The organism is Devosia sp. (assembly GCF_035944845.1).
Lineage (GTDB): Bacteria > Pseudomonadota > Alphaproteobacteria > Rhizobiales > Devosiaceae > Devosia_A.
Genome location: NZ_DASZAW010000053.1, coordinates 1 through 17,635, shown reverse-complemented (window position 1 = coordinate 17,635; position 17,635 = coordinate 1). Strand labels below are relative to the sequence as shown.

At 64.8% G+C, this 17,635-nt stretch carries 15 protein-coding genes; 5 read left to right on the top strand and 10 right to left on the bottom strand.

The annotated features are described in order from the left end of the window. The first annotated feature begins 137 nt into the window (after positions 1 to 137). The gene (locus VGV07_RS08855; RefSeq protein ID WP_326868336.1) at positions 138 to 596 is read left to right on the top strand and encodes a MarR family transcriptional regulator; all 459 of its coding nucleotides are present in this window, start codon (positions 138 to 140) and stop codon (positions 594 to 596) included. 155 nt (positions 597 to 751) lie between these two features. On the opposite strand, the gene VGV07_RS08850 is transcribed toward VGV07_RS08855, so the two are convergent. The 4 genes from VGV07_RS08850 to galE form a co-directional block, all read right to left on the bottom strand. Then, entirely contained in the window at positions 752 to 1,348 is a 597-nt protein-coding gene (locus VGV07_RS08850) for an ankyrin repeat domain-containing protein (RefSeq protein ID WP_414649929.1), read from the bottom strand. A 53-nt stretch (positions 1,349 to 1,401) separates the two neighbouring features. Next, positions 1,402 to 2,634 carry a DUF459 domain-containing protein gene (locus VGV07_RS08845; RefSeq protein WP_326868334.1) on the bottom strand — a complete coding sequence of 411 codons (1,233 nt, stop codon included), beginning with the start codon at positions 2,632 to 2,634 and terminating at the stop codon, positions 1,402 to 1,404. A 255-nt stretch (positions 2,635 to 2,889) separates the two neighbouring features. Beyond that, the gene (locus tag VGV07_RS08840) at positions 2,890 to 4,104 is read right to left on the bottom strand and encodes a lytic murein transglycosylase (RefSeq protein ID WP_326868333.1); all 1,215 of its coding nucleotides are present in this window, start codon (positions 4,102 to 4,104) and stop codon (positions 2,890 to 2,892) included. Between the two features lie 9 nt (positions 4,105 to 4,113). Continuing rightward, positions 4,114 to 5,100 (bottom strand): UDP-glucose 4-epimerase GalE, encoded by a 987-nt coding sequence (galE, locus tag VGV07_RS08835; RefSeq protein ID WP_326868332.1) that lies wholly within the window; start codon positions 5,098 to 5,100, stop codon positions 4,114 to 4,116. A gap of 114 nt (positions 5,101 to 5,214) precedes the next feature. Here galE and galU point away from each other — a divergent pair, with 114 nt between their 5' ends. Then, entirely contained in the window at positions 5,215 to 6,084 is an 870-nt protein-coding gene (gene galU / locus VGV07_RS08830; RefSeq protein WP_326868331.1) for a UTP--glucose-1-phosphate uridylyltransferase GalU, read from the top strand. Between the two features lie 138 nt (positions 6,085 to 6,222). Here galU and VGV07_RS08825 read toward each other — a convergent pair whose 3' ends face one another. The 3 genes from VGV07_RS08825 to VGV07_RS08815 form a co-directional block, all read right to left on the bottom strand. Further along, entirely contained in the window at positions 6,223 to 7,500 is a 1,278-nt protein-coding gene (locus VGV07_RS08825; protein WP_326868330.1) for an outer membrane beta-barrel protein, read from the bottom strand. 65 nt (positions 7,501 to 7,565) lie between these two features. Next, positions 7,566 to 8,012 carry an NfeD family protein gene (locus VGV07_RS08820; RefSeq protein WP_326868329.1) on the bottom strand — a complete coding sequence of 149 codons (447 nt, stop codon included), beginning with the start codon at positions 8,010 to 8,012 and terminating at the stop codon, positions 7,566 to 7,568. A gap of 24 nt (positions 8,013 to 8,036) precedes the next feature. Next, complete coding sequence (locus VGV07_RS08815; RefSeq protein ID WP_326868328.1) at positions 8,037 to 9,014, bottom strand: SPFH domain-containing protein; 978 nt, start codon at positions 9,012 to 9,014, stop codon at positions 8,037 to 8,039. A 147-nt stretch (positions 9,015 to 9,161) separates the two neighbouring features. On the opposite strand from VGV07_RS08815, the gene VGV07_RS08810 reads away from it, so the two are divergent. Both VGV07_RS08810 and ligD read left to right on the top strand, forming a co-directional pair. After that, complete coding sequence (locus VGV07_RS08810; RefSeq protein ID WP_326868327.1) at positions 9,162 to 10,028, top strand: Ku protein; 867 nt, start codon at positions 9,162 to 9,164, stop codon at positions 10,026 to 10,028. A gap of 1 nt (position 10,029) precedes the next feature. Next, on the top strand, positions 10,030 to 12,609 hold the full coding sequence (gene ligD / locus VGV07_RS08805; RefSeq protein ID WP_326868326.1) for a DNA ligase D: 2,580 nt from the start codon (positions 10,030 to 10,032) through the stop codon (positions 12,607 to 12,609). Positions 12,610 to 12,776: 167 nt separating this feature from the next. Here ligD and hemH read toward each other — a convergent pair whose 3' ends face one another. The 3 genes from hemH to VGV07_RS08790 form a co-directional block, all read right to left on the bottom strand. Then, positions 12,777 to 13,796, bottom strand: coding sequence for a ferrochelatase (hemH, locus tag VGV07_RS08800; protein WP_326868325.1), 1,020 nt, complete (start codon positions 13,794 to 13,796; stop codon positions 12,777 to 12,779). A gap of 293 nt (positions 13,797 to 14,089) precedes the next feature. Then, positions 14,090 to 15,865 (bottom strand): DUF1007 family protein, encoded by a 1,776-nt coding sequence (locus VGV07_RS08795; protein ID WP_326868324.1) that lies wholly within the window; start codon positions 15,863 to 15,865, stop codon positions 14,090 to 14,092. Between the two features lie 12 nt (positions 15,866 to 15,877). After that, positions 15,878 to 16,777: a LysR family transcriptional regulator gene (locus VGV07_RS08790; RefSeq protein WP_326868323.1), complete on the bottom strand. Its 900-nt coding sequence runs from the start codon at positions 16,775 to 16,777 to the stop codon at positions 15,878 to 15,880. A gap of 132 nt (positions 16,778 to 16,909) precedes the next feature. Here VGV07_RS08790 and VGV07_RS08785 point away from each other — a divergent pair, with 132 nt between their 5' ends. Continuing rightward, complete coding sequence (locus VGV07_RS08785; protein ID WP_326868322.1) at positions 16,910 to 17,377, top strand: MarR family winged helix-turn-helix transcriptional regulator; 468 nt, start codon at positions 16,910 to 16,912, stop codon at positions 17,375 to 17,377. Positions 17,378 to 17,635: the final 258 nt, after the last annotated feature.

Sequence of the window (17,635 nt, the reverse complement as noted above, 5' to 3'; positions counted from 1 at the left end):
ACCGGGACTTGGCTGGCCACGCCGTCATCCCTATTTAGTTATCGCGATAATCATTACGGCGCCACTTGTGTCATGGCCAACGCAGCCGTACAAGCGAAAAGTTATCGCGATAATGATTTTTCAAACGGAGCCCTTCAATGGCCGACCAGCAGCGCGACGAAGCGGCGGGCCTCGCCGATTTCATGTGCTTTGCCGTCTACTCGGCCAACCTCGCCTACTCGCGGGTCTATAAGCCCGTGCTGGAGGAGCTGGGGCTCACCTACCCCCAATACATCGCCATCGTCGCCCTGTGGGAACAGGATGAGCAGACCGTCAAAAGCCTGAGCGAGCGGCTGTTTCTGGAGCCGAGCACGGTGACCCCGATGCTGAAGCGGCTCGAGGCAATGGGCTACGTGACCCGCACCCGCGGCACCGAAGACGAGCGGATGGTGTTCGTGCGGCTGACTGAAACCGGCCGGCAGTTGCGGGAGAAAGCGCGCGAGCTGTCGAAGATCACGTACCGGGCAGCCGGCCTCAACAAGGAAGAGTTCCGCATCCTGCAGCGCGGCATCACCAACCTGCGCGACAACCTGATATCGGCGGCAGGCGAGGCGTGAGCGTTGCTCCCCTCCCCCTTGAGGGGAGGGGTTGGGGGTGGTGAGGGACGCTCGGTGCTGACTGCAGCACCCCCTCCCTCAATCCCTCTCCTCAAGGGAGGAAGCGATGGTCCGGCGAGCAAACCGCAGGCCGCCCCAGCCACTAGGCCGGCGCGCTACTTCGCCCCCGCCGCCTCGAGCAGCTTCGCGATCTCGGCATAGCCTCGCGCCCGCGCATGGGCCAGCGGCGTTACCCCGTCGGCATCGGCGAGGTTGACGTCGGCGCCGCCCTTGATCAGGTCGGCGACGATCTCCTGGTAGGTCGGCCCGCCATCGGTGAGGATCACCGCCTCGAGCAGCGCCGTCCAGCCGAGCCCATTGACGTGATTGGGATCGACGCCAGCTTTGAGCAGCAGCCGCACAGTCTCCGGATGCCCCTTTTCCGCCGCCGGGATCAGCGCCGTGCCGCCAAAACGGTTGGTACCCTTGAGATCGGCCCCGGCAGCCAGCAGCAGCTTCAGTATCTCGGTGCGCCCCTCGGCCCCGGCATAGAGATAGGGCGTGTCCTTGATATCGTCCTTGGCGTTGACATCGGCGCCGGCCGCAATCAGCACCCGCGCCGCCTCCAGCGCGTTGGCATGGGTCGCCACCAGCAACGCTGTGCGGCCGCCACTGTCGCGCACGTCGACGGCCTGCCCCGTGCCCAGCATCTGCGACAGCGCCGCAGCGTCGTTGTCGCGAGCTGCGGCGAGGAAACTCGGGTCATCGGCCATGGCGGCGCGTGCTCCTGCAATGAGGGCAAGGCCGGCAAGCACGGCACGGCGCTTCATTTCGGGTTCGGGTTCTCGACCTTGCCGACGCCGAACGCATCGGCGCGGCCGACCGGCGCCTCGATCATCTGCGTCAGGTCGAAGCCGACCGTCGCCGCGTCGGCCATGTCGGCGGTCACCAGGTCAGCGGCGCGCCGCGGCGTATTGGTGAGCGAGATCACCGCGCCGGCTACTTCCAGCAGCTTCATCTGCCCCAGCCCCTGATAGGGCGGCCGCATCATCAGTTGGGCGTCGGTGCCGAGCAGCGGGTCGGCGACCTCGATGCCCACCGTGCCGCCGCCGCGATAGTAGTTCTTGAGGCTCTGGCTCAGGTAGAAGGCCAGCTTGTCGGCGCCGGCGGTGGAGAAATGGATGCCGTCATCCTTGCGCATGCGCACCTGGTTGCCGTTGAGATCGGGGCCGCGCGAGGTGTAGCCGCCCTCCTCGGTGGCGAACTTCTCGTAAATATCGAGAAACTCGGCGCCGCCGCTGAACGCCGCGAGGCGCTGGATCTCGTTGACCTGAATCATCGCCTTGCCGAATTTCGGCGCCTCCATCGGCGGCAGCCCGATCCAGATCGTCGGCTTGTTGGCGGCGCGCAGCGCCTTCACCACATTGGTGACGCGGGCCGAATACTCGGTGGTCCATTCCGGCGTCAGCGAGCCGTAGACCTCGCCATTGAGCCGCATCTTCTGGCGGTCGTTGATGCCGATGACGATGACGGCGATGTCAAAGCTGTTGGCGGCGATCTGCTCGCCAATGGTCTTGGGCCAGTCGAAGAAATCCGGCCTGACGAAGCTCGACGAACCGACGCCCTGGGTGAGGATCGAGATATTGGGGTCCTCGGCGTAGAAGCGTTCGAGGGCCTTGCCGACATCGGTGGCCATCGAGTCGCCGAACACCGCGAGCCGTGTCGCACCAAGGGCCTTTTCGATCTTGGGTTTTTCCGGTGGCGGCAACGCCGCTTTCTTCTGCTTTTTCACCACCGGCTTTTCGACCACCGGGGCTTCTTCGCGCTGTTGCTGATCGTCGCCGAACAGCAGGTCCATCAGGGTGCGGCGCTTCTTGCGCGGCGCCTGCTCCTGCTGCGCCACGACAATCCGTCCGTCATCCGCCGGCTGCACAATTGCCGGCATTGCGGACTCGGCCTCGCGCGCCTGCGCGAACATCGGCAGCATGTCGGTCAGCACCAGCGCCGCCACCACGGCGCCGACCACCCAGAGTACAAACCGGTTGGACTTCTTCTGCATGACAGCCATTTAGCTGACGAACCGCGGTGAATTGAAGACCGCTCGCGATAAATCTACCGGGGACTGCTCTGGCTCCTCACCGACGGCATCGCTTGCAGCGTGCTGAGAGAACCACCACCCCTCCACCCCCACCGGGTGTCATCCCAGCGAAAGCTGGGACCCAACTCACCACAGCGCAAGTGGATGCTTGGGTCCCAGCTTTCGCTGGGATGACATCGAGTTTGATGAGACTCCGGTGGTTCACCGAGAACGGGATCACTGCCCGGCAGCCGCCACCAGCTCTTCATAGCTCTGCAGCGTAATAAACCCGTCCGCCACCTCGCCCTTCGAGGCCTGGAACTTGGCGTAGGCAGCCTGGCTCACCGGCCCGATGCGGCCATCGACAAGCCCCTCGTAGAGCCCGAGCTTGATCAGTGCCTCCTGGATCGCCCGGCGCTGCTCGAGGTTAGGGAACTTGGTCTCCCGCGGCCAGGCCGTGACGTACTCTCCGCGACCCTGCAGCCTGTCTTCGAGATGCGAAATCGCCATCGCGTAACTGTCGGAGAAATTGTAGCCCTTGAGGATCAGGTAGTTGTTGGTCATCAGGAATTTCGGCCCCTTCGCACCCGTCGGGGCATAGAGGAACACCGGGATCGAGCTATCGCTGAAGGCACCCCCGCCGACCCGTTTCACCCCGAGTTCGGTGAAGAACGAGATCGGCCGCAACTGGTCGCGCGTCGCCAGCAGGTAGTCGAACCCCTCGGGCACGTCGACCTCGTAGCCCCAGTCGAGACCGGGCTTGTAACCAAGACCGATGATGTAGGTAGCAGAGGTCGCCAGAGCGTCGGCCAGGGAGTTGTGCAGATCGACGGCGCCGTCGCCGTCGCCATCCGTACCGTACTTGATCACGTTGCTGGGGTTGACCTGCAGGTGCCCGATGGCGCCGGCCCAACTGCCGACCAATTGGGTGGCGTCGAGCGGTCCGCGCTGCACCAGCAGCAGGGCGGCGATCAGGTCTGCCGTATCCCCTTCGAGCCGGACGCGACGCTGATGCACCAGCGTCGCGAGGGACGGGATGATCGGCCGGATATATTGCGGGTCGCCGAGCACGCGGCCGTAATTGGTCTCGATGCCCCAGATCGAGGCCAACAGATAGGGGTCGACGCCGTACTTCTTGCCGGTCGCCTCGAGCAGCGCCTTGTTCTCTGCGATCGCTTCCTTGCCCTTGTCGAGGCGCCACGCAGTGACGCGCTTTTCGATGTAGTCCCACAGCGGAGTGGTGAACTCGGGCTGCGCCGTCACCAGCGCCGGCACGTTCGGATCGGGCGTCAGCCCGTACATCGCCTTGGCATAGGTTTCGTGGGTGACGCCGGCCGCCACCGCCGTCGGTTCGAAATTCTTGATGAAGGACTCAAAGCTTTCGACCGGTTGAGCGAGGGCCGGCGAGATGAGACCAATGAACGTGACGACGAAGGCGAGGTGACGTTGCATGGCGAATCGCTACCTGTTTCGTGTGGCTAAATAGCGCTCCCAGTTCAGCGCCGCGTCAACGATCTCCGTGAGGTCCTCATGCGCCGGCTTCCAGCCCAGCACCTGGCGCACCTTATCGGCCTTGGCGACGATCGACGCCGGATCGCCGGCGCGGCGGGGCTCTTCGATCACCTTGAAGTCCACTCCCGACACTTGCTTGACCGTGCGCACCACGTCGCGCACCGAGAAACCGCGGCCATAGCCGCAGTTCATGGTGACCGAGGCACCGCCCTTGCGCAGATATTCCAGCAGCAAGGCATGCGCCTCGACCAAGTCGCTGACATGGATGTAGTCACGCACCCCGGTGCCATCCGGGGTCGGGAAATCGGTGCCGAAAATCCCCATGCTCGGCCGCTGCCCCAGCGCCGCCTGCGCGGCGACCTTGATCAGGTGCGTGGCGGTCGGCGACGATTGCCCGCTGCGCTTGCTGGGATCGGCGCCGGCAACGTTGAAATAGCGCAGCACGCCGTAAGTCAGCGGGTGTGCTGCCGCGACGTCCGCCAGCATCAGCTCGGTCATCAGCTTGGAGCGGCCATAAGGCGATTCCGGCATCAGCTGGCTGGTCTCGGCCACCGGCTCGAGCCCGGCATTGCCGTAGACCGCCGCGGTAGACGAGAAGATGAAGTGCTTCACCCCGCCCCTGACCGCCGCCTCGATCAGGTTGCGCGAGGTGGCGGTGTTGTTGGCGTAGTATTTCAGCGGATCGCTGACCGATTCCGGCACCACGATCGAGCCGGCGAAATGCACGATCTCGGTAATGCCGTGCTCGGCGATGAGTCTCGCCACCAGTTCCATGTCGCCGGCATGACCCTGAACGAAGCTCGCCCGGTGGTCGATGGCCCAGTCGAACCCGGTCGCGAGGTTGTCGAGCACCACCACCGCCTGCCCGGCATCGGCGAGCCTGAGCACCATGTGACTGCCGATATAGCCTGCGCCGCCTGTAACCAGCACCGTCATGGTTCAACCCCCAACACCAGAAATTAACGGCATGGACGCTATTTCGCGAGGTGCTAAGAAACGCCTTATAGCCCTCCTATAGCCACCTCTCCCGCCTGTTCAGGAGTCCCTTGATTGCCAAATCGCGTGCGCACCGCCGTATTCCCGGTTGCGGGTCTCGGCACCCGCTTCCTGCCTGCCACCAAGGCAATGCCCAAGGAAATGCTGACCGTGGTCGACCGGCCGGTGATCCAGTACGCCGTGGACGAGGCGCGCGAGGCCGGCATCGAGCATTTCGTCTTCGTCACCGGCCGCAACAAGGGCGTCATCGAAGATCATTTCGATCGCCAGTACGAACTCGAACACACCCTCGAAATTCGTGGCAAGACTGAAGCATTGCGTGAGTTGCAGAAGGATCTGCCCTCGGCCGGCCAGACCAGCTTCACCCGCCAGCAGGAACCGCTCGGCCTTGGCCACGCCGTCTGGTGCGCTCGCGAGCTGGTCGGCGACCAGCCCTTCGCCCTGCTGCTGCCCGATATGGTGTTCAAGGGCGTCCCCGGCGTACTGCGCCAGATGATGGATGCCTATGAGACGAGCGGCGGCAACGTCATCGCCGTAGAGGAAGTGCCGATGGAGGACGTTTCCTCCTATGGCGTCGTGGCGCGCGGCGCCGGGCCCGACGAAGGTTTTCGCATCACCGGCATGGTGGAAAAGCCCAAGCGCGAGGACGCGCCCTCCAACCTGATCATCTCGGGCCGCTACATCCTGCAGCCGCAGATTTTCTCGCTGATCGCCGACCAGGAGCGCGGCGTGGGCGGCGAGATCCAGATTACCGACGCCATGCAGACGCTGATGACGCAGCAGCATTTCAGTGGCGTGAAGTACAAGGGGCAATCCTTCGATTGCGGCTCGAAGCTCGGCTTCCTCACTGCCAACGTCGCCTTCGCGCTCGATCGGCCGGATCTCTCCGAAGCGTTCCGCAAGCAGATCCGGCATCTGGTGTGAGCGCTTGGGCCAATCTTCCCAATCGGCGCAGTCGGGCTTCCCTCCCCCTTGAGGGGAGGGATTGAGGGAGGGGTGGTCCTGTGATCACCGATGGACCCCCACCCCCAACCCCTCCCCTCAAGGGGGAGGGGAGCACCCCTACCGGTGGAACTTGACCCCCACGGTCACCTGGTGCTCGTCGGTGGCGGGGTCCGGGGTCTTTTCCGTCCTCAGGAAACTGTAGTCGGCCGTGAGGTCGGTGTGTTCGTTGAGCAAATAGTCCGCTCCGACGCCAAAGCCCCAGTTGTATTCGTCGTTGTCGATCCCCTGGTAATGCGCCTCGCTCCACTGCGCATCGGCGCGCAGTTTCAGCCAGGGGTTCACCAGGTACTCGACCTGCCCGGCTGCCGCGTAAGTGAGCTTGGCGGTGGCGCCAGAGGTGGTGCCGGGCTGTGAAATCGTCGTGGTGAAGGCGCCAGTCAGGGTCAGCGTCTCGTCGGGCCGGAACGTGGCCTTGGCGTCGTAAAGCACGGCGGAGAAATCGCTCAGCGAGCCGTCGGTGAGATCGGTGTAGCCGAAACCCAGTGAGCCCTCGAGCTCCAGCGTCTCGTTGAACTTGGCGCTGAGCCCGCCGCGGCCGGCATAGGTGACATTGTCGAGCTTTACGAGGAGGCTTGGCGAGGGCGCGTCATAGGTGAGGGTATCCGCTTCCACGTCGACAAAGGCGACGAGGCCGGGCGTCAGTTCATAGCCGAGCCGGGCGCCGGCGCCATAGGCCGTGGTGTTCTGGAAGCTGTTGTCGGCGGTTGAGTTGTCGTCATAAACGGTCTCGCCAAAGACCTCGCGGCCCGCGCTGCCGCGCACCGCCAGGTTGAACGCTCCGAGGTCACGCGCCGCGCTGACCTCGCCATCGCCGGACACCACGACCGGCGCGGAAGCGACGTTGTCGGCGTAGTCCGGCCCATCGGCCGCATCCTGCGATACAGTGAGGTTGCCCCGGCCGGTCAGCGTCGTCAGTGCGTCGAGCTTATACTCGCCGCCCGCCGTGCCGGTGATCGAACCAATGCGGGCGCTGCCATCGACGTCGTAGCTGAGCTCGCCGCTCAGCCCGACATCATAGCCGCCGCGGATGGTCTCATGCTTCAGCGTCACGCCGGGCAGCGCGATCAGCTCGTAAGTCGGGCCATCGCCGGTGCCCTCATCCTTGATGCCGCCGCGCAGCCCGAGGCTCCAGTCGAGGTCGAACGGTTCATTGCCCGATTCATGGGGCGGCGTTGCGACGCAGCTGGCGCAATCGATCGCCGGATTGCCCATGAGATCGGCATTGTTGGTGGCCGAGCCGTCGCCGAGCGGCGTGAACTCGCCCGCAGCAGCGGGAATCGCAAGCAGCGCCAGCGCCGCAGCGCTGACGGCAAAGCCGTCTTTCCTCGTTCGCATCTGCTGCACCGCCTCGGGCGATAATGGTCAACGAACCCTTGCAGCTTATGGTTAAGGAAACCTTGTCAGGCGGGCTCGACCTTCAGCAGCCCTCCATCCGCCGCGACGATCCGCACCCGCGAGCCGGCCGCCAGATCGGGGCCCTGCACGCGCCACACCGTATCGTCGAGCGACAGCCGGCCGATGCCGTCGCGGATCGGCTCGTCGAGCACCGCTTCATGCCCGATGAAGCGGTTGGCGCGCTGGTTCAGGAACGGCCGGTCGGACACCACTCCGGGGCCGCGGAACTTCAGCCACAGCCCGATGCTGCAGAGCGCCAGGGCGCCGAAGATGACGAACTGCAGCGGCCAGAAAATGTTGACGAACAGTGCCAGCCCTCCAGTGACCAATGCCGCACCGCCGAGCCAGACCAGCACGCCCCCCGGCACCACCAGTTCGAGCGCCAGGAGGATCAGCCCGGCCACCACCCAGGACCACGCACCATGGGTGGCGATGAAGTCGATGACCTGCATGTCTGCCTCCTCGGGTGACGCCGGTTACGTGCTGGACGGTGGACGGCCGCCGACCGGCCGGGTGGCCGGCTTCTCGGCGCCGAAGGTTTCCTTGGCGATCTCGGCGATGCCGCCGATGGCCCCGATGACGCTGGCCGCCTCGACCGGCAGCATCAGCACCTTCTGGTTCGGCGACTTGGCAAGGCTTTCGAGCGCCCGGATGTAGTTGTTGGCGACGAAGTAGTTGATCGCCTGCACACTGCCTGAGGCGATGGCGTTCGACACCACCTCGGTGGCCTTGGCCTCGGCTTCGGCCGACCGCTCGCGCGCTTCGGCATCGCGGAATGCCGCCTCGCGCCGGCCCTCGGCTTCCAGCACCTGGCTCTGCTTCTGGCCTTCGGCCTGCAGGATCGAGGCCTGCCGCTTGCCCTCGGCTTCGAGGATCAGTGCCCGCTTCTCGCGCTCGGCTTTCATCTGCCGGCCCATCGATTCGACCAGATCCTTTGGCGGATCGATGTCCTTGATCTCGATGCGGGTGATCTTGAGCCCCCATGGCTGCACCGCCGCGTCCACCACCTTGAGCAGGCGATGGTTGATCTCGTCGCGGTTCGAAAGCAGCTGATCGAGATCCATCGAGCCCATCACCGTACGGATGTTGGTCATGGTGAGGTTCTGCACCGCGAGCTCGAGCTGCGCCACTTCGTAGGCGGCGGCCGCGGCATCGAAGATCTGGTAGAAATTGACGCCGTTGACGGTGACCGTGGCGTTGTCGCGGGTGATCACCTCCTGGTGCGGCACGTCGACCACCTGCTCCATCATGTTCATCTTGCGCCCGATGCTGTCGACGAACGGGATGATCAGGTTCAGGCCCGGCTTCAGCGTCCGGATATAGCGGCCGAAGCGCTCCACGGTGAAGTTGTAGCCCTGCGGCACCACCTTGGCGCCGGCGAACAGCACCAGCACCGCCAGCACGCCCAGTGCGATCAGTGTCAGGCTCAACCCGTCGAGTTCCAGAAAGTCCATCGTCTCGTCCCCTTCCATGCCCGACCCGTTCCCAAACATGTATGTGCCCGCCGGAGTCGGCGCAATGTCGGGCCCCCGAATCCGGTGGGAACACTCGGCCAGCAAATCCCGTTGAACCACGAAAGCAATCGTTCGCGAGTTGATCCCATGCCCGCCACCCGCCCGATCTGGAAGGGCCAGCTGCGCCTTTCGCTGGTTTCAATCCCCGTAGAAATGTTCACCGCGACGAAATCCGGCGCCAAGCCGAGCTTTCGTCAGATCCACGAGCCGACCGGCAAGCCGATCCACTACGAGAAGGTGGTCGACGGCGTCGGCCCGGTGGAAAAGGACGAGATCCGCAAGGGCTTCGAGTACGAGAAGGGCGACTACGTGCTGCTTACCGACGACGAGATCGACGCGGTGAAGCTCGAAACGCGGAAAACGCTCGAACTGGTGCAGTTCGTCGACGAGGACGAGATCCCGCCGATGTACTTCGATACGCCCTACTACCTGACGCCGGCGGACGAGCTCGCCGAGGATGCGTTCCGGGTGGTACGCGATGCGCTGCGCAAGGCGAAGAAAGTGGGCATCGGTCAGCTGGCGCTACGCGGCAAGGAGTACCTCGTTTCGATCAAGCCCTGCGGCAAGGGCATCCTGCTCGAAACGCTGTATTACGAGGACGAGCTGAAAAAGTCCGACAGCTTCTTTTCCGATATCCCAGCCAAATCCACGGACGACGACCTGCTCGACGTGGCGACGGCACTGATCGAAAAGAAGACCGAGAAGTTCGACCCCAAGGCGTTCAAGGACCACTATCAGGCCGCCTTGCGCGAACTGATCCAGCGCAAGCTGAAATCGAAGGGCAGGAAAATCACTACCGAGGTCGAGGAGCCCTCACGCAGCCCGCGCGGCGACAACGTCGTCGACCTGATGGCGGCGCTGAAGAAGAGCCTCGAAGGCGGCAAGTCCAAGCCGGCTGCGAAACCGGCGCGCAAGGCTCCGGCCAAATCGGCGCCGCGCAAGAAGGCGAGCTGAGATGGCCACCCCGAACGAACAACTCAAGGACTATCGGGCGAAGCGCGACTTCGCCAAAACCGCCGAACCATCCGGGGCGAGGGCCAAGCGCACGAGAAAAGGCAAACCGCTGCGCTTTGTGGTGCAAAAGCATGACGCGACCCGGCTGCACTATGATTTCCGGCTCGAGCTCGACGGCGTGCTGAAAAGCTGGGCCATCACCAAGGGTCCTTCCACCAACCCGGCCGACAAGCGCCTGGCGGTGCGGGTCGAGGACCACCCGCTCGACTACGGCGACTTCGAAGGCACCATCCCCGAGGGCGAGTATGGCGGCGGCACCGTGATGCTGTGGGACGAAGGCACCTGGGAACCGGTTGGCGATCCGCATGACGGGCTCGACGGCGGCGACCTGAAATTCACCCTCAACGGCAAGCGGATGAAAGGCGAGTGGGTGCTGGTCCACATGAAGGGCCGCGACACGGAGACCAAACACGGCACGCGCGAAAACTGGCTGCTGATCAAGCACCGCGACGATTACTCGACCGATACCGACGGGCTGACCGAGAGATTCACCACCAGCGTCGAGACCGGCCGCGACCTCTCTGGCATCGCCAAAGGCAACAAGCCGCGGAAGCGCGCGGCGAAGGCCGAGGCGGAACCCAAGTCCAAGGTATGGACCGGCGGCAAGGCCGTCGCCCTCCCGGATTTCCGCGAGCCGCAGTTGGCGACTTTGGTCGAGGAAGTCCCGGTCGGCGACGACTGGCTGTTCGAGATGAAGTATGACGGCTATCGCTGCGTCGCGGCGGTCGCCGGCCCGGAAGTACGGCTCTTCACCCGCAATGGCAACGACTGGACCAAACAGTTCCATCGCCTCGTCGAACCGCTGTCGAAGCTGACCAAAGGCTCGGCGCTGCTCGACGGCGAGATCTGCTCGTTCAAGGATGGTCGCACTGATTTCTCTACGCTCAAGGAGGCGCTGTCGAGCGGCGGGCCGCTGGTCTACTTCGCCTTCGACCTGCTCGAACAGGATGGCGAAAGCCTCGAGAAACTGCCGCTGCTGGAGCGCAAGCAGCGGCTGCAAAAGCTGCTCGGCAAAACCAGGGATAACGCCGAGGTCCAGTACTCCGACCATGTGCGCGGCCACGGCGACAAGGTGCTCAAGGCGATGTGCGAGGCGCACCAGGAGGGGGTGATCGCCAAGCTTGCCGACGCGCCCTACCGGCACGATCGCAGCCGCAGCTGGCTGAAGATCAAGTGCACCAATCGGCAGGAATTCGTCATCGGCGGGTGGCGCCCATCCGACAAGCACAAGGGATTTGCCTCGCTGCTGCTCGGCACCTGGGAAGGCGGCAAGCTCGTCTATCGCGGTCGCGTCGGCACCGGCTTTACCCAGCAGAGTTCGGCCGAACTGCAGGCGGCGCTCGACAAGCGGGCCCGCAAGACCCCGCCCTTCGAGACCGTACCGCGCGACATCGTCCGGCACGCCAGATGGGTCGAGCCCGAACTGGTGGGCGAAGTCGATTTCACCGAGTTCACCCCCGATGGGGTATTGCGCCACCCTTCATTCGTCGGCCTGAGGCAGGACAAGCCGGCGCGGGAGGTGAAACTGGAAACCAAGCCACCCAAGCCCGTGGCGACAAAGCGGAAATCAGCGGCTAAGCTCAAACCCATGAGGCTCACCGACGACATGGGTATTGCCGTTGCCGAGCGGCTCGGCGTCCGGCTCACCAGCCCGGATCGCGAGGCGCTGCCGGATGGCGGCGTCACCAAGGGCCAGCTCGTCGCCTATTACGAGGCGGTGGCTGAGCGCATGCTGCCCCATATCGAAAAGCGTGCCCTGAGCCTCGTCCGCGTGCCGCGCGGCAGCAAGCCGTTCTTCCAGAAGCACGACACCGGTGGCTTCCCCGACACCATGAAGCGCGTCGCCATCGAGCTCAAGGAAAGCGACAAGGAGGACCATTTCTACGTGGTCGACCTCGCCGGCATCCTCGCCGGCGTGCAGATGTCGACCCTCGAGTTCCACATCTGGGGCAGCCATATCGATACGCTCGAAACGCCCGACCGCATCATCTTCGATATCGACCCCGACGAAGGGCTCGACTTCAAGGTCACCCGCCAGGCAGCATTGCATATCCGCGACGTGCTGGGCGAATGGGGGCTCAAGAGCTTCCCCATGGTCACCGGCGGCAAAGGCATCCATGTCATCGCGCCGCTCAAACCGGTAACCGAGTGGCCGCTGGTCAAGCTGTTCTGCCGCACCTTCGCGCAAAAGCTCGAGGACAACGAACCGGATAGCTTCACCGCCAACATCCGCAAGGTCGAGCGCAAGGGCCGGATGTTCGTCGATTACCTGCGCAACGAACGCGGCGCCACCGCCATCGCCCCCTTCTCGACCCGGGCCCGCACCGGCGCCCCCTGCGCCGTGCCGGTCGGCTGGGACGAGCTCGAGACGCTCAAAGCCGCCAACCTGTTCACCATCGAAGCCGCCGCCGCCAAGGCCCAGGAGCCGGATCCGTGGATAGGCTATTTCGACCTGACCCAGTCGATCACCAAGGGCATGGTGGAGTCGGTCGCGGGGCCGCTGAAAGATTTGAAGCTCTGACTTCGGGGAAGTGAGTGCTCCCCAACCACCGGTCGTCATCCGCGCGGAAACTCATGGCGCTGTCGGCGTTCACTGCTCTGATGCACGCCATCTATGCACCCAAACGGCGCCCAAAACTCGGTGTCATCCCAGCGAAAGCTGGGACCCAACTCGCAGCTGGCCGCCCCCTAAACCCACCCCGCCAGCTCCTTGCGGATCACGCTCTCCAGCATCTCCATCCCCAACTCGCTGTCATTGAGGCACGGGATATAGGCATAGCGCTCGCCGCCGGCATGTTCGAACTGCTCGCGGCCGGTAATGGCGATCTCTTCGAGCGTCTCGATGCAGTCGGCCGAAAAGGCTGGCGCCACTACGGCAACGCGCTTCACGCCTTGCCCCGGCAGCGCCATCAGCGTTGCATCGGTATAGGGCTCGAGCCACTTGGTCGGCCCGAACCGGCTCTGGAACGTGACCTTGAGCTTGTCCTCGGACCAGCCCAGGTGCTCGCGCACCAACCGAGTCGTCTTGAGGCACTGGCAGTGGTAGGGGTCGCCGGCTTCGAGATACTGCACCGGCATGCCGTGATACGAGGTGAGGATCACGTCGGGGGTGAAATCCAGCGCCGCGACGCCATCGGCAATGCTCTGCGCCAGCGCCTCGATATAGGCCGGCTCGTCGAAATAGGCCGGGAGCGTCCGCACTGCCGGCTGCCAGCGCAGCATCTTCAGGGCATCGAACGCCTTGTCGTTGGCAGTCGCCGTGGTGGTTGCCGAATATTGCGGATAAAGCGGCGCCAACAGGATCTTGTGGCAGCCCGCGGCCTGCAGCGCGTCGATGCCCGACTTGGTCGACGGGTTGCCATAGCGCATGGCGAAATCGACGATGATGTTCTTGCCCAGCCGCTCCTGCAGCTTCGTCGCCTGCTTGCGGGTAATGACACGCAGCGGACTCTCGTTGGCTTGCTTGTCCCAGATGCGCGCGTAATTCTCGCCGCTCTTCTGCGGCCGCGTCGAGAGCACAATGCCCTGCAGGATCGGCTGCCACAGCCATTGCGGGGATTCGATCACGCGCGGGTCGGATAGGAACTCGCTGAGGTAGCGCCGCACCGACCAATAGTCGGTGCCATCGGGCGTGCCCAGGTTGAGCAGCAGCACCCCCACCTTCGGCGTCGCAATCGGGGGGTGTCCGGCGGGAAGTCCGGTTGCCATGGGCTGGCCTGTAGTTGGTAGCGTTCTCTGTGGCGCGCAACATAGTCACGAGCGCCCCGAACACAAGTGCAAGGGTGTCGCGGCGGCGTTCTCTTTACTTTTCCTGATCTGGCTCTAACGAGTTTCACCATTGGACTCGCCTTCCCACGGGCGTCATCCCCGCGAAGGCGGGGGACCCAGCGGGATCTCACAGCTTCAGTGGGTTACGCAGCATCCCACTGGGTTCTCGCCTACGCGGGAATGCCGCTGGTGAGAGTGAGACGCTATGCTTCACCAGCAACCTTGCGGCGGGGTCAGAAACTGGCGAGCAGCAGCACCGCGCCAAAGGCGAACACCACGAGCGCACCGCAAAGCTCGGCCCACCACACCAGCCGACTGCCGAGCTTGCCTTCAGCGCTGAGGTAGCGGGCGGCAAAGCCCTTCGCGCCGACCGCCAGCACGGCGAGCGTCGAGACGGTAATGGCCGTACCGAGCCCCATCAGGAACACTGCGGCGATGCCGGCCGGCAGAATCCCCTGGCTCAGCGCGAACACCAGCACAACCAGCGCGCCGGAGCAGGGCCGGAGCCCCACCCCAAACACCACGCCGAGCTGCTCGCGCCAGTCGCCGCCGGTCTGATCGGCGGTCACCACGTGGTGATGGCCGTGGTCATGATCATGGTCGTGGTCATCGCCATGGTCGTGCCCGTAATGCACGTCGCCCGGCAGCCGGCCATAGGCATCGAGCGCCGGCCCACCCGCCGGCTGCAGGCTGGAGCGGAAGTTGAAGCTCGGCCCGCGCTCCAAATCTTGTTTGCGCTCATTCAGCAGGGCATGCCTCGGCGCCTCGCCCTCGTGCAGATGCTGGTGCGCCTTCGTCGTCAGGTCGGGCCCGTGGTCGTGCGAATGGCCACCCCAGCCGAACAGTTTGCGCGCGATCAGCCACAGCCCGAGCAGCGCCACGAGACCGTAGGACGCCTTCTCGATCCAGCCCACCGCCGTGCCCATCGCAACGCTCGATAACCCGAGGATCGCCGCGGCCACGCCGACGAACACCACCGCCACCAGCGACTGCATCATCGCTGCCGCAAAGCTCAGCCCGATGCCGCGTCGCACCTGCCGCTCGTTGGCCAGCATGTAGGAACCGATCACCACCTTGCCGTGTCCCGGGCCGGCAGCGTGGAACACCCCATAGAGGAAACTCAGCCCGCCCAGCACCCAGAACGCCGTCCAGTCGTGCTTCAGTGCCGAGAGCGCTCCCTCGAGTCCACGGTAGAAATCCTCCTGCATCTTCTGCACCCAGCCCAGGAACCCGGTGCGCGGCAGTTTGAACCCGGGCTCCGGCGGCGGGCCGCCGAACGGCATCGCTGGCTTGGCTTCTGCCACCTGCGTCACCGCTTCGAGGGCGGTGCTGGCGGCGGCAGGCGTCACCGCAGCGGAGCAATCGACGACGATGGCGCCCTGCGTGCCACGGACAGCGGCCTCGAGGTCGGGCGGCAGCTTGGTGATGTCGGAGGGCAGGTCGTAGAGCCGCGCCTGCAGGTCGGGCGACAGCTCGCGCGGCGGCTCGAGATGCACGCCGCACCCGGCAGGCGCGTTCTGAAGCGTGATGTCGGAAACGTCGCGGAAGGTGATCGCCACGTAGTACTCGGGGTCGGCGATGGCGATCTCGAGCTTGTCCTTGATCCGGTACGGCCCCTGCGGTTCGATACCAAAACTCAGGGTCGAGCGGTTGTCGGCAAAGACGAACTTGCCGTCGTCCATTGAGGCGAAGGGCAGCGAGGCAGTGCTTTCCCCGGCCGAGGTGTAGAAGTTGTACTCGGCCAGGCTCTTGACGTTCTCGTCGGCGAGCTCCTGCATCTCCTCGGACGAGGTGATGCCGTCATTATTGGTATCAAGGCCCTGGATCTGCCAGACCGAGAACGCCTCGTCGAAGGTCCAGGCGTTCCTGATCTCGGTGAGTTCGCCCCGGTCGTTGAAGACGATGGTCGCCTTGGCATCGATGAAGATGTGGGGGTGGGCCTGCGCCGCGCCGACAAAACCAAGGACAGCGATCGCAGCAACCGCCAGCTTGCGCAACAAACCCGTCATCCCTGCCCCGTCCTATTTGACCGGATTGTCGGCGAACCATGCGACCAGATGGTCGATCAGCGCGCGGACCTTGCCGGCAAGGTGCCGCCGATGCGGATAGACGGCCATGAGGCTCGGGCCCTCGGGCATCCTGTCCTCGAGCACACGAACCAGCCGTCCTTCGGCGATCAGCGGGTCAGCGAGGTAGGTCGGCAATACGGCGAACCCAAGGCCGGCGAGCGCCGCCTGCAGCGCCGCCACCGGAGAATTTACCCGAGCCGGGCCGGAGACATGCACTGAGACCGGCGCGCCGTTCTCGATGAAGCGCCAGGAACTGTGCGACGGCATGTTGGTATCGAGCACGCAGGGCATGTTGCGCAGCGCTTCGCCCGAGGTCGGCGTGCCGACCCGTGCGATCAGGCTCGGCGCGGCGCCGATCACATGCCGCATGTCGGAAATCTTGCGGGCGATCAGCGAGGAGTCCGCCAGCGTCGAGATGCGCAGCGCCACGTCGACGCTTTCCTCGACCAGGTCGACATAGCGATCCTCGAGCCTGAGATCGACCGACATCAGCGGGTTCTTGGCGATGAAGGCGAAGATCGCCGGCGCCAGCGTGGTTTCACCGAGGTTGCGCGGCGCCGATACCCGCACCAGGCCGCGCGGCTCGGCCGTCTGGTCCGAGATCGTCGCATCGAGGTCGTCGAGCTGCTGGAGCAACTGGCTCGCCTCGCGATAGTAGGCTTCGCCGGCTTCCGTGAGGCTGAGCTTGCGGGTGGTCCGGTTCATCAGCCGCACCCCGAGATAATCCTCGAGGTCGGTGACATATTTCGACAGCAGCGCCTTGGAGCGCCCGTGCTGCCGCGCCGCGGAGGAAAAGCCGCCGGCATCGAACACCTGCACGAAGGCCCGGATACGGGCGAGGTCCTGGCTCATGCGTTCCTGACCTGAAGCGTGTAGATTGGCCATGCTCGTCGCGAACACTGCCTCAGCGAGGCATAAGTCATCTGCAAAGCGTGAACAATGCCGCCACTTGGTCTCTCTGAGATTAACGATAGGATGGGTCCCATGTCGCTCGAACCCACCTTGAAGTCTATCTATCCACCCATGACCAAACCCGAAGCCCGTTCAACGCTTTACCGGCTGATCGAAGCCGGACAGCTGGCCCACAAGGCGCTGCTGGTGCCGTTGCTCGATCGCGGCCTCGAAGCTGGCGACGACGCGGTGATCTTCGTGCTGCACGCCGAACTCGGAGCGAGCGAGGCGGCGCTGGCCGAGCATCTTGGGTTGGAGCCGGAAGCGCTGCAGCCGCGGCTGGCCCGGCTTATCGAGCGGGACATCGTCGCCCGCCAGGCCATCGGCCCCGACCTCACCGAGGGCCTCGCCCTCACCGAACGCGGCGCCCGCATCCGCGAAGTGCTGGCGGCGAACTGGGAACAGCTCGAAGAAGCGCTGTTCGCCGATCTCGAGCAGAAGAAGCGCAAGGGGCTGAGCAAGGCGCTGAAACGCTTCGTGGAGCTGTTGCGGCTGGCTTGAGGCGCCGACCGATAGAGACGGCCCCCTCCCGGCCTCCCCCATGAAGGGGGACGTGAAGAGTCGAGGCCCTGTCTGCTATCATGCCAGGTGAACCGGCGCGGCACCTCCCCCCTTGTGGGGCAGGGCTATCGCATATGAACAGCCACCGGGCTCTCAGTGGTCCTCCACCGCGCAGCGGGGGAGGGGGACCAGCGAAGCTGGTGGAGGGGGCGGCCCCAAAAACCGGCGTATCCTGCCGCCCCCTCCACCGCCTTCGGC

What these genes read in the sequence shown, in the direction of transcription:
- galE (WP_326868332.1), bottom strand. Translation starts at nt 5,100, where the DNA reads ATGACGGTGCTGGTTACAGGCGGCGCAGGCTATATCGGCAGTCACATG.
- VGV07_RS08795 (WP_326868324.1), bottom strand. Translation starts at nt 15,865, where the DNA reads ATGACGGGTTTGTTGCGCAAGCTGGCGGTTGCTGCGATCGCTGTCCTT.
- VGV07_RS08815 (WP_326868328.1), bottom strand. Translation starts at nt 9,014, where the DNA reads ATGGACTTTCTGGAACTCGACGGGTTGAGCCTGACACTGATCGCACTG.
- ligD (WP_326868326.1), top strand. Translation starts at nt 10,030, where the DNA reads ATGGCCACCCCGAACGAACAACTCAAGGACTATCGGGCGAAGCGCGAC.
- VGV07_RS08810 (WP_326868327.1), top strand. Translation starts at nt 9,162, where the DNA reads ATGCCCGCCACCCGCCCGATCTGGAAGGGCCAGCTGCGCCTTTCGCTG.
- VGV07_RS08790 (WP_326868323.1), bottom strand. Translation starts at nt 16,777, where the DNA reads ATGAGCCAGGACCTCGCCCGTATCCGGGCCTTCGTGCAGGTGTTCGAT.
- VGV07_RS08850 (WP_414649929.1), bottom strand. Translation starts at nt 1,348, where the DNA reads ATGGCCGATGACCCGAGTTTCCTCGCCGCAGCTCGCGACAACGACGCT.
- hemH (WP_326868325.1), bottom strand. Translation starts at nt 13,796, where the DNA reads ATGGCAACCGGACTTCCCGCCGGACACCCCCCGATTGCGACGCCGAAG.
- VGV07_RS08845 (WP_326868334.1), bottom strand. Translation starts at nt 2,634, where the DNA reads ATGCAGAAGAAGTCCAACCGGTTTGTACTCTGGGTGGTCGGCGCCGTG.
- VGV07_RS08840 (WP_326868333.1), bottom strand. Translation starts at nt 4,104, where the DNA reads ATGCAACGTCACCTCGCCTTCGTCGTCACGTTCATTGGTCTCATCTCG.
- VGV07_RS08820 (WP_326868329.1), bottom strand. Translation starts at nt 8,012, where the DNA reads ATGCAGGTCATCGACTTCATCGCCACCCATGGTGCGTGGTCCTGGGTG.
- VGV07_RS08825 (WP_326868330.1), bottom strand. Translation starts at nt 7,500, where the DNA reads ATGCGAACGAGGAAAGACGGCTTTGCCGTCAGCGCTGCGGCGCTGGCG.
- VGV07_RS08855 (WP_326868336.1), top strand. Translation starts at nt 138, where the DNA reads ATGGCCGACCAGCAGCGCGACGAAGCGGCGGGCCTCGCCGATTTCATG.
- VGV07_RS08785 (WP_326868322.1), top strand. Translation starts at nt 16,910, where the DNA reads ATGTCGCTCGAACCCACCTTGAAGTCTATCTATCCACCCATGACCAAA.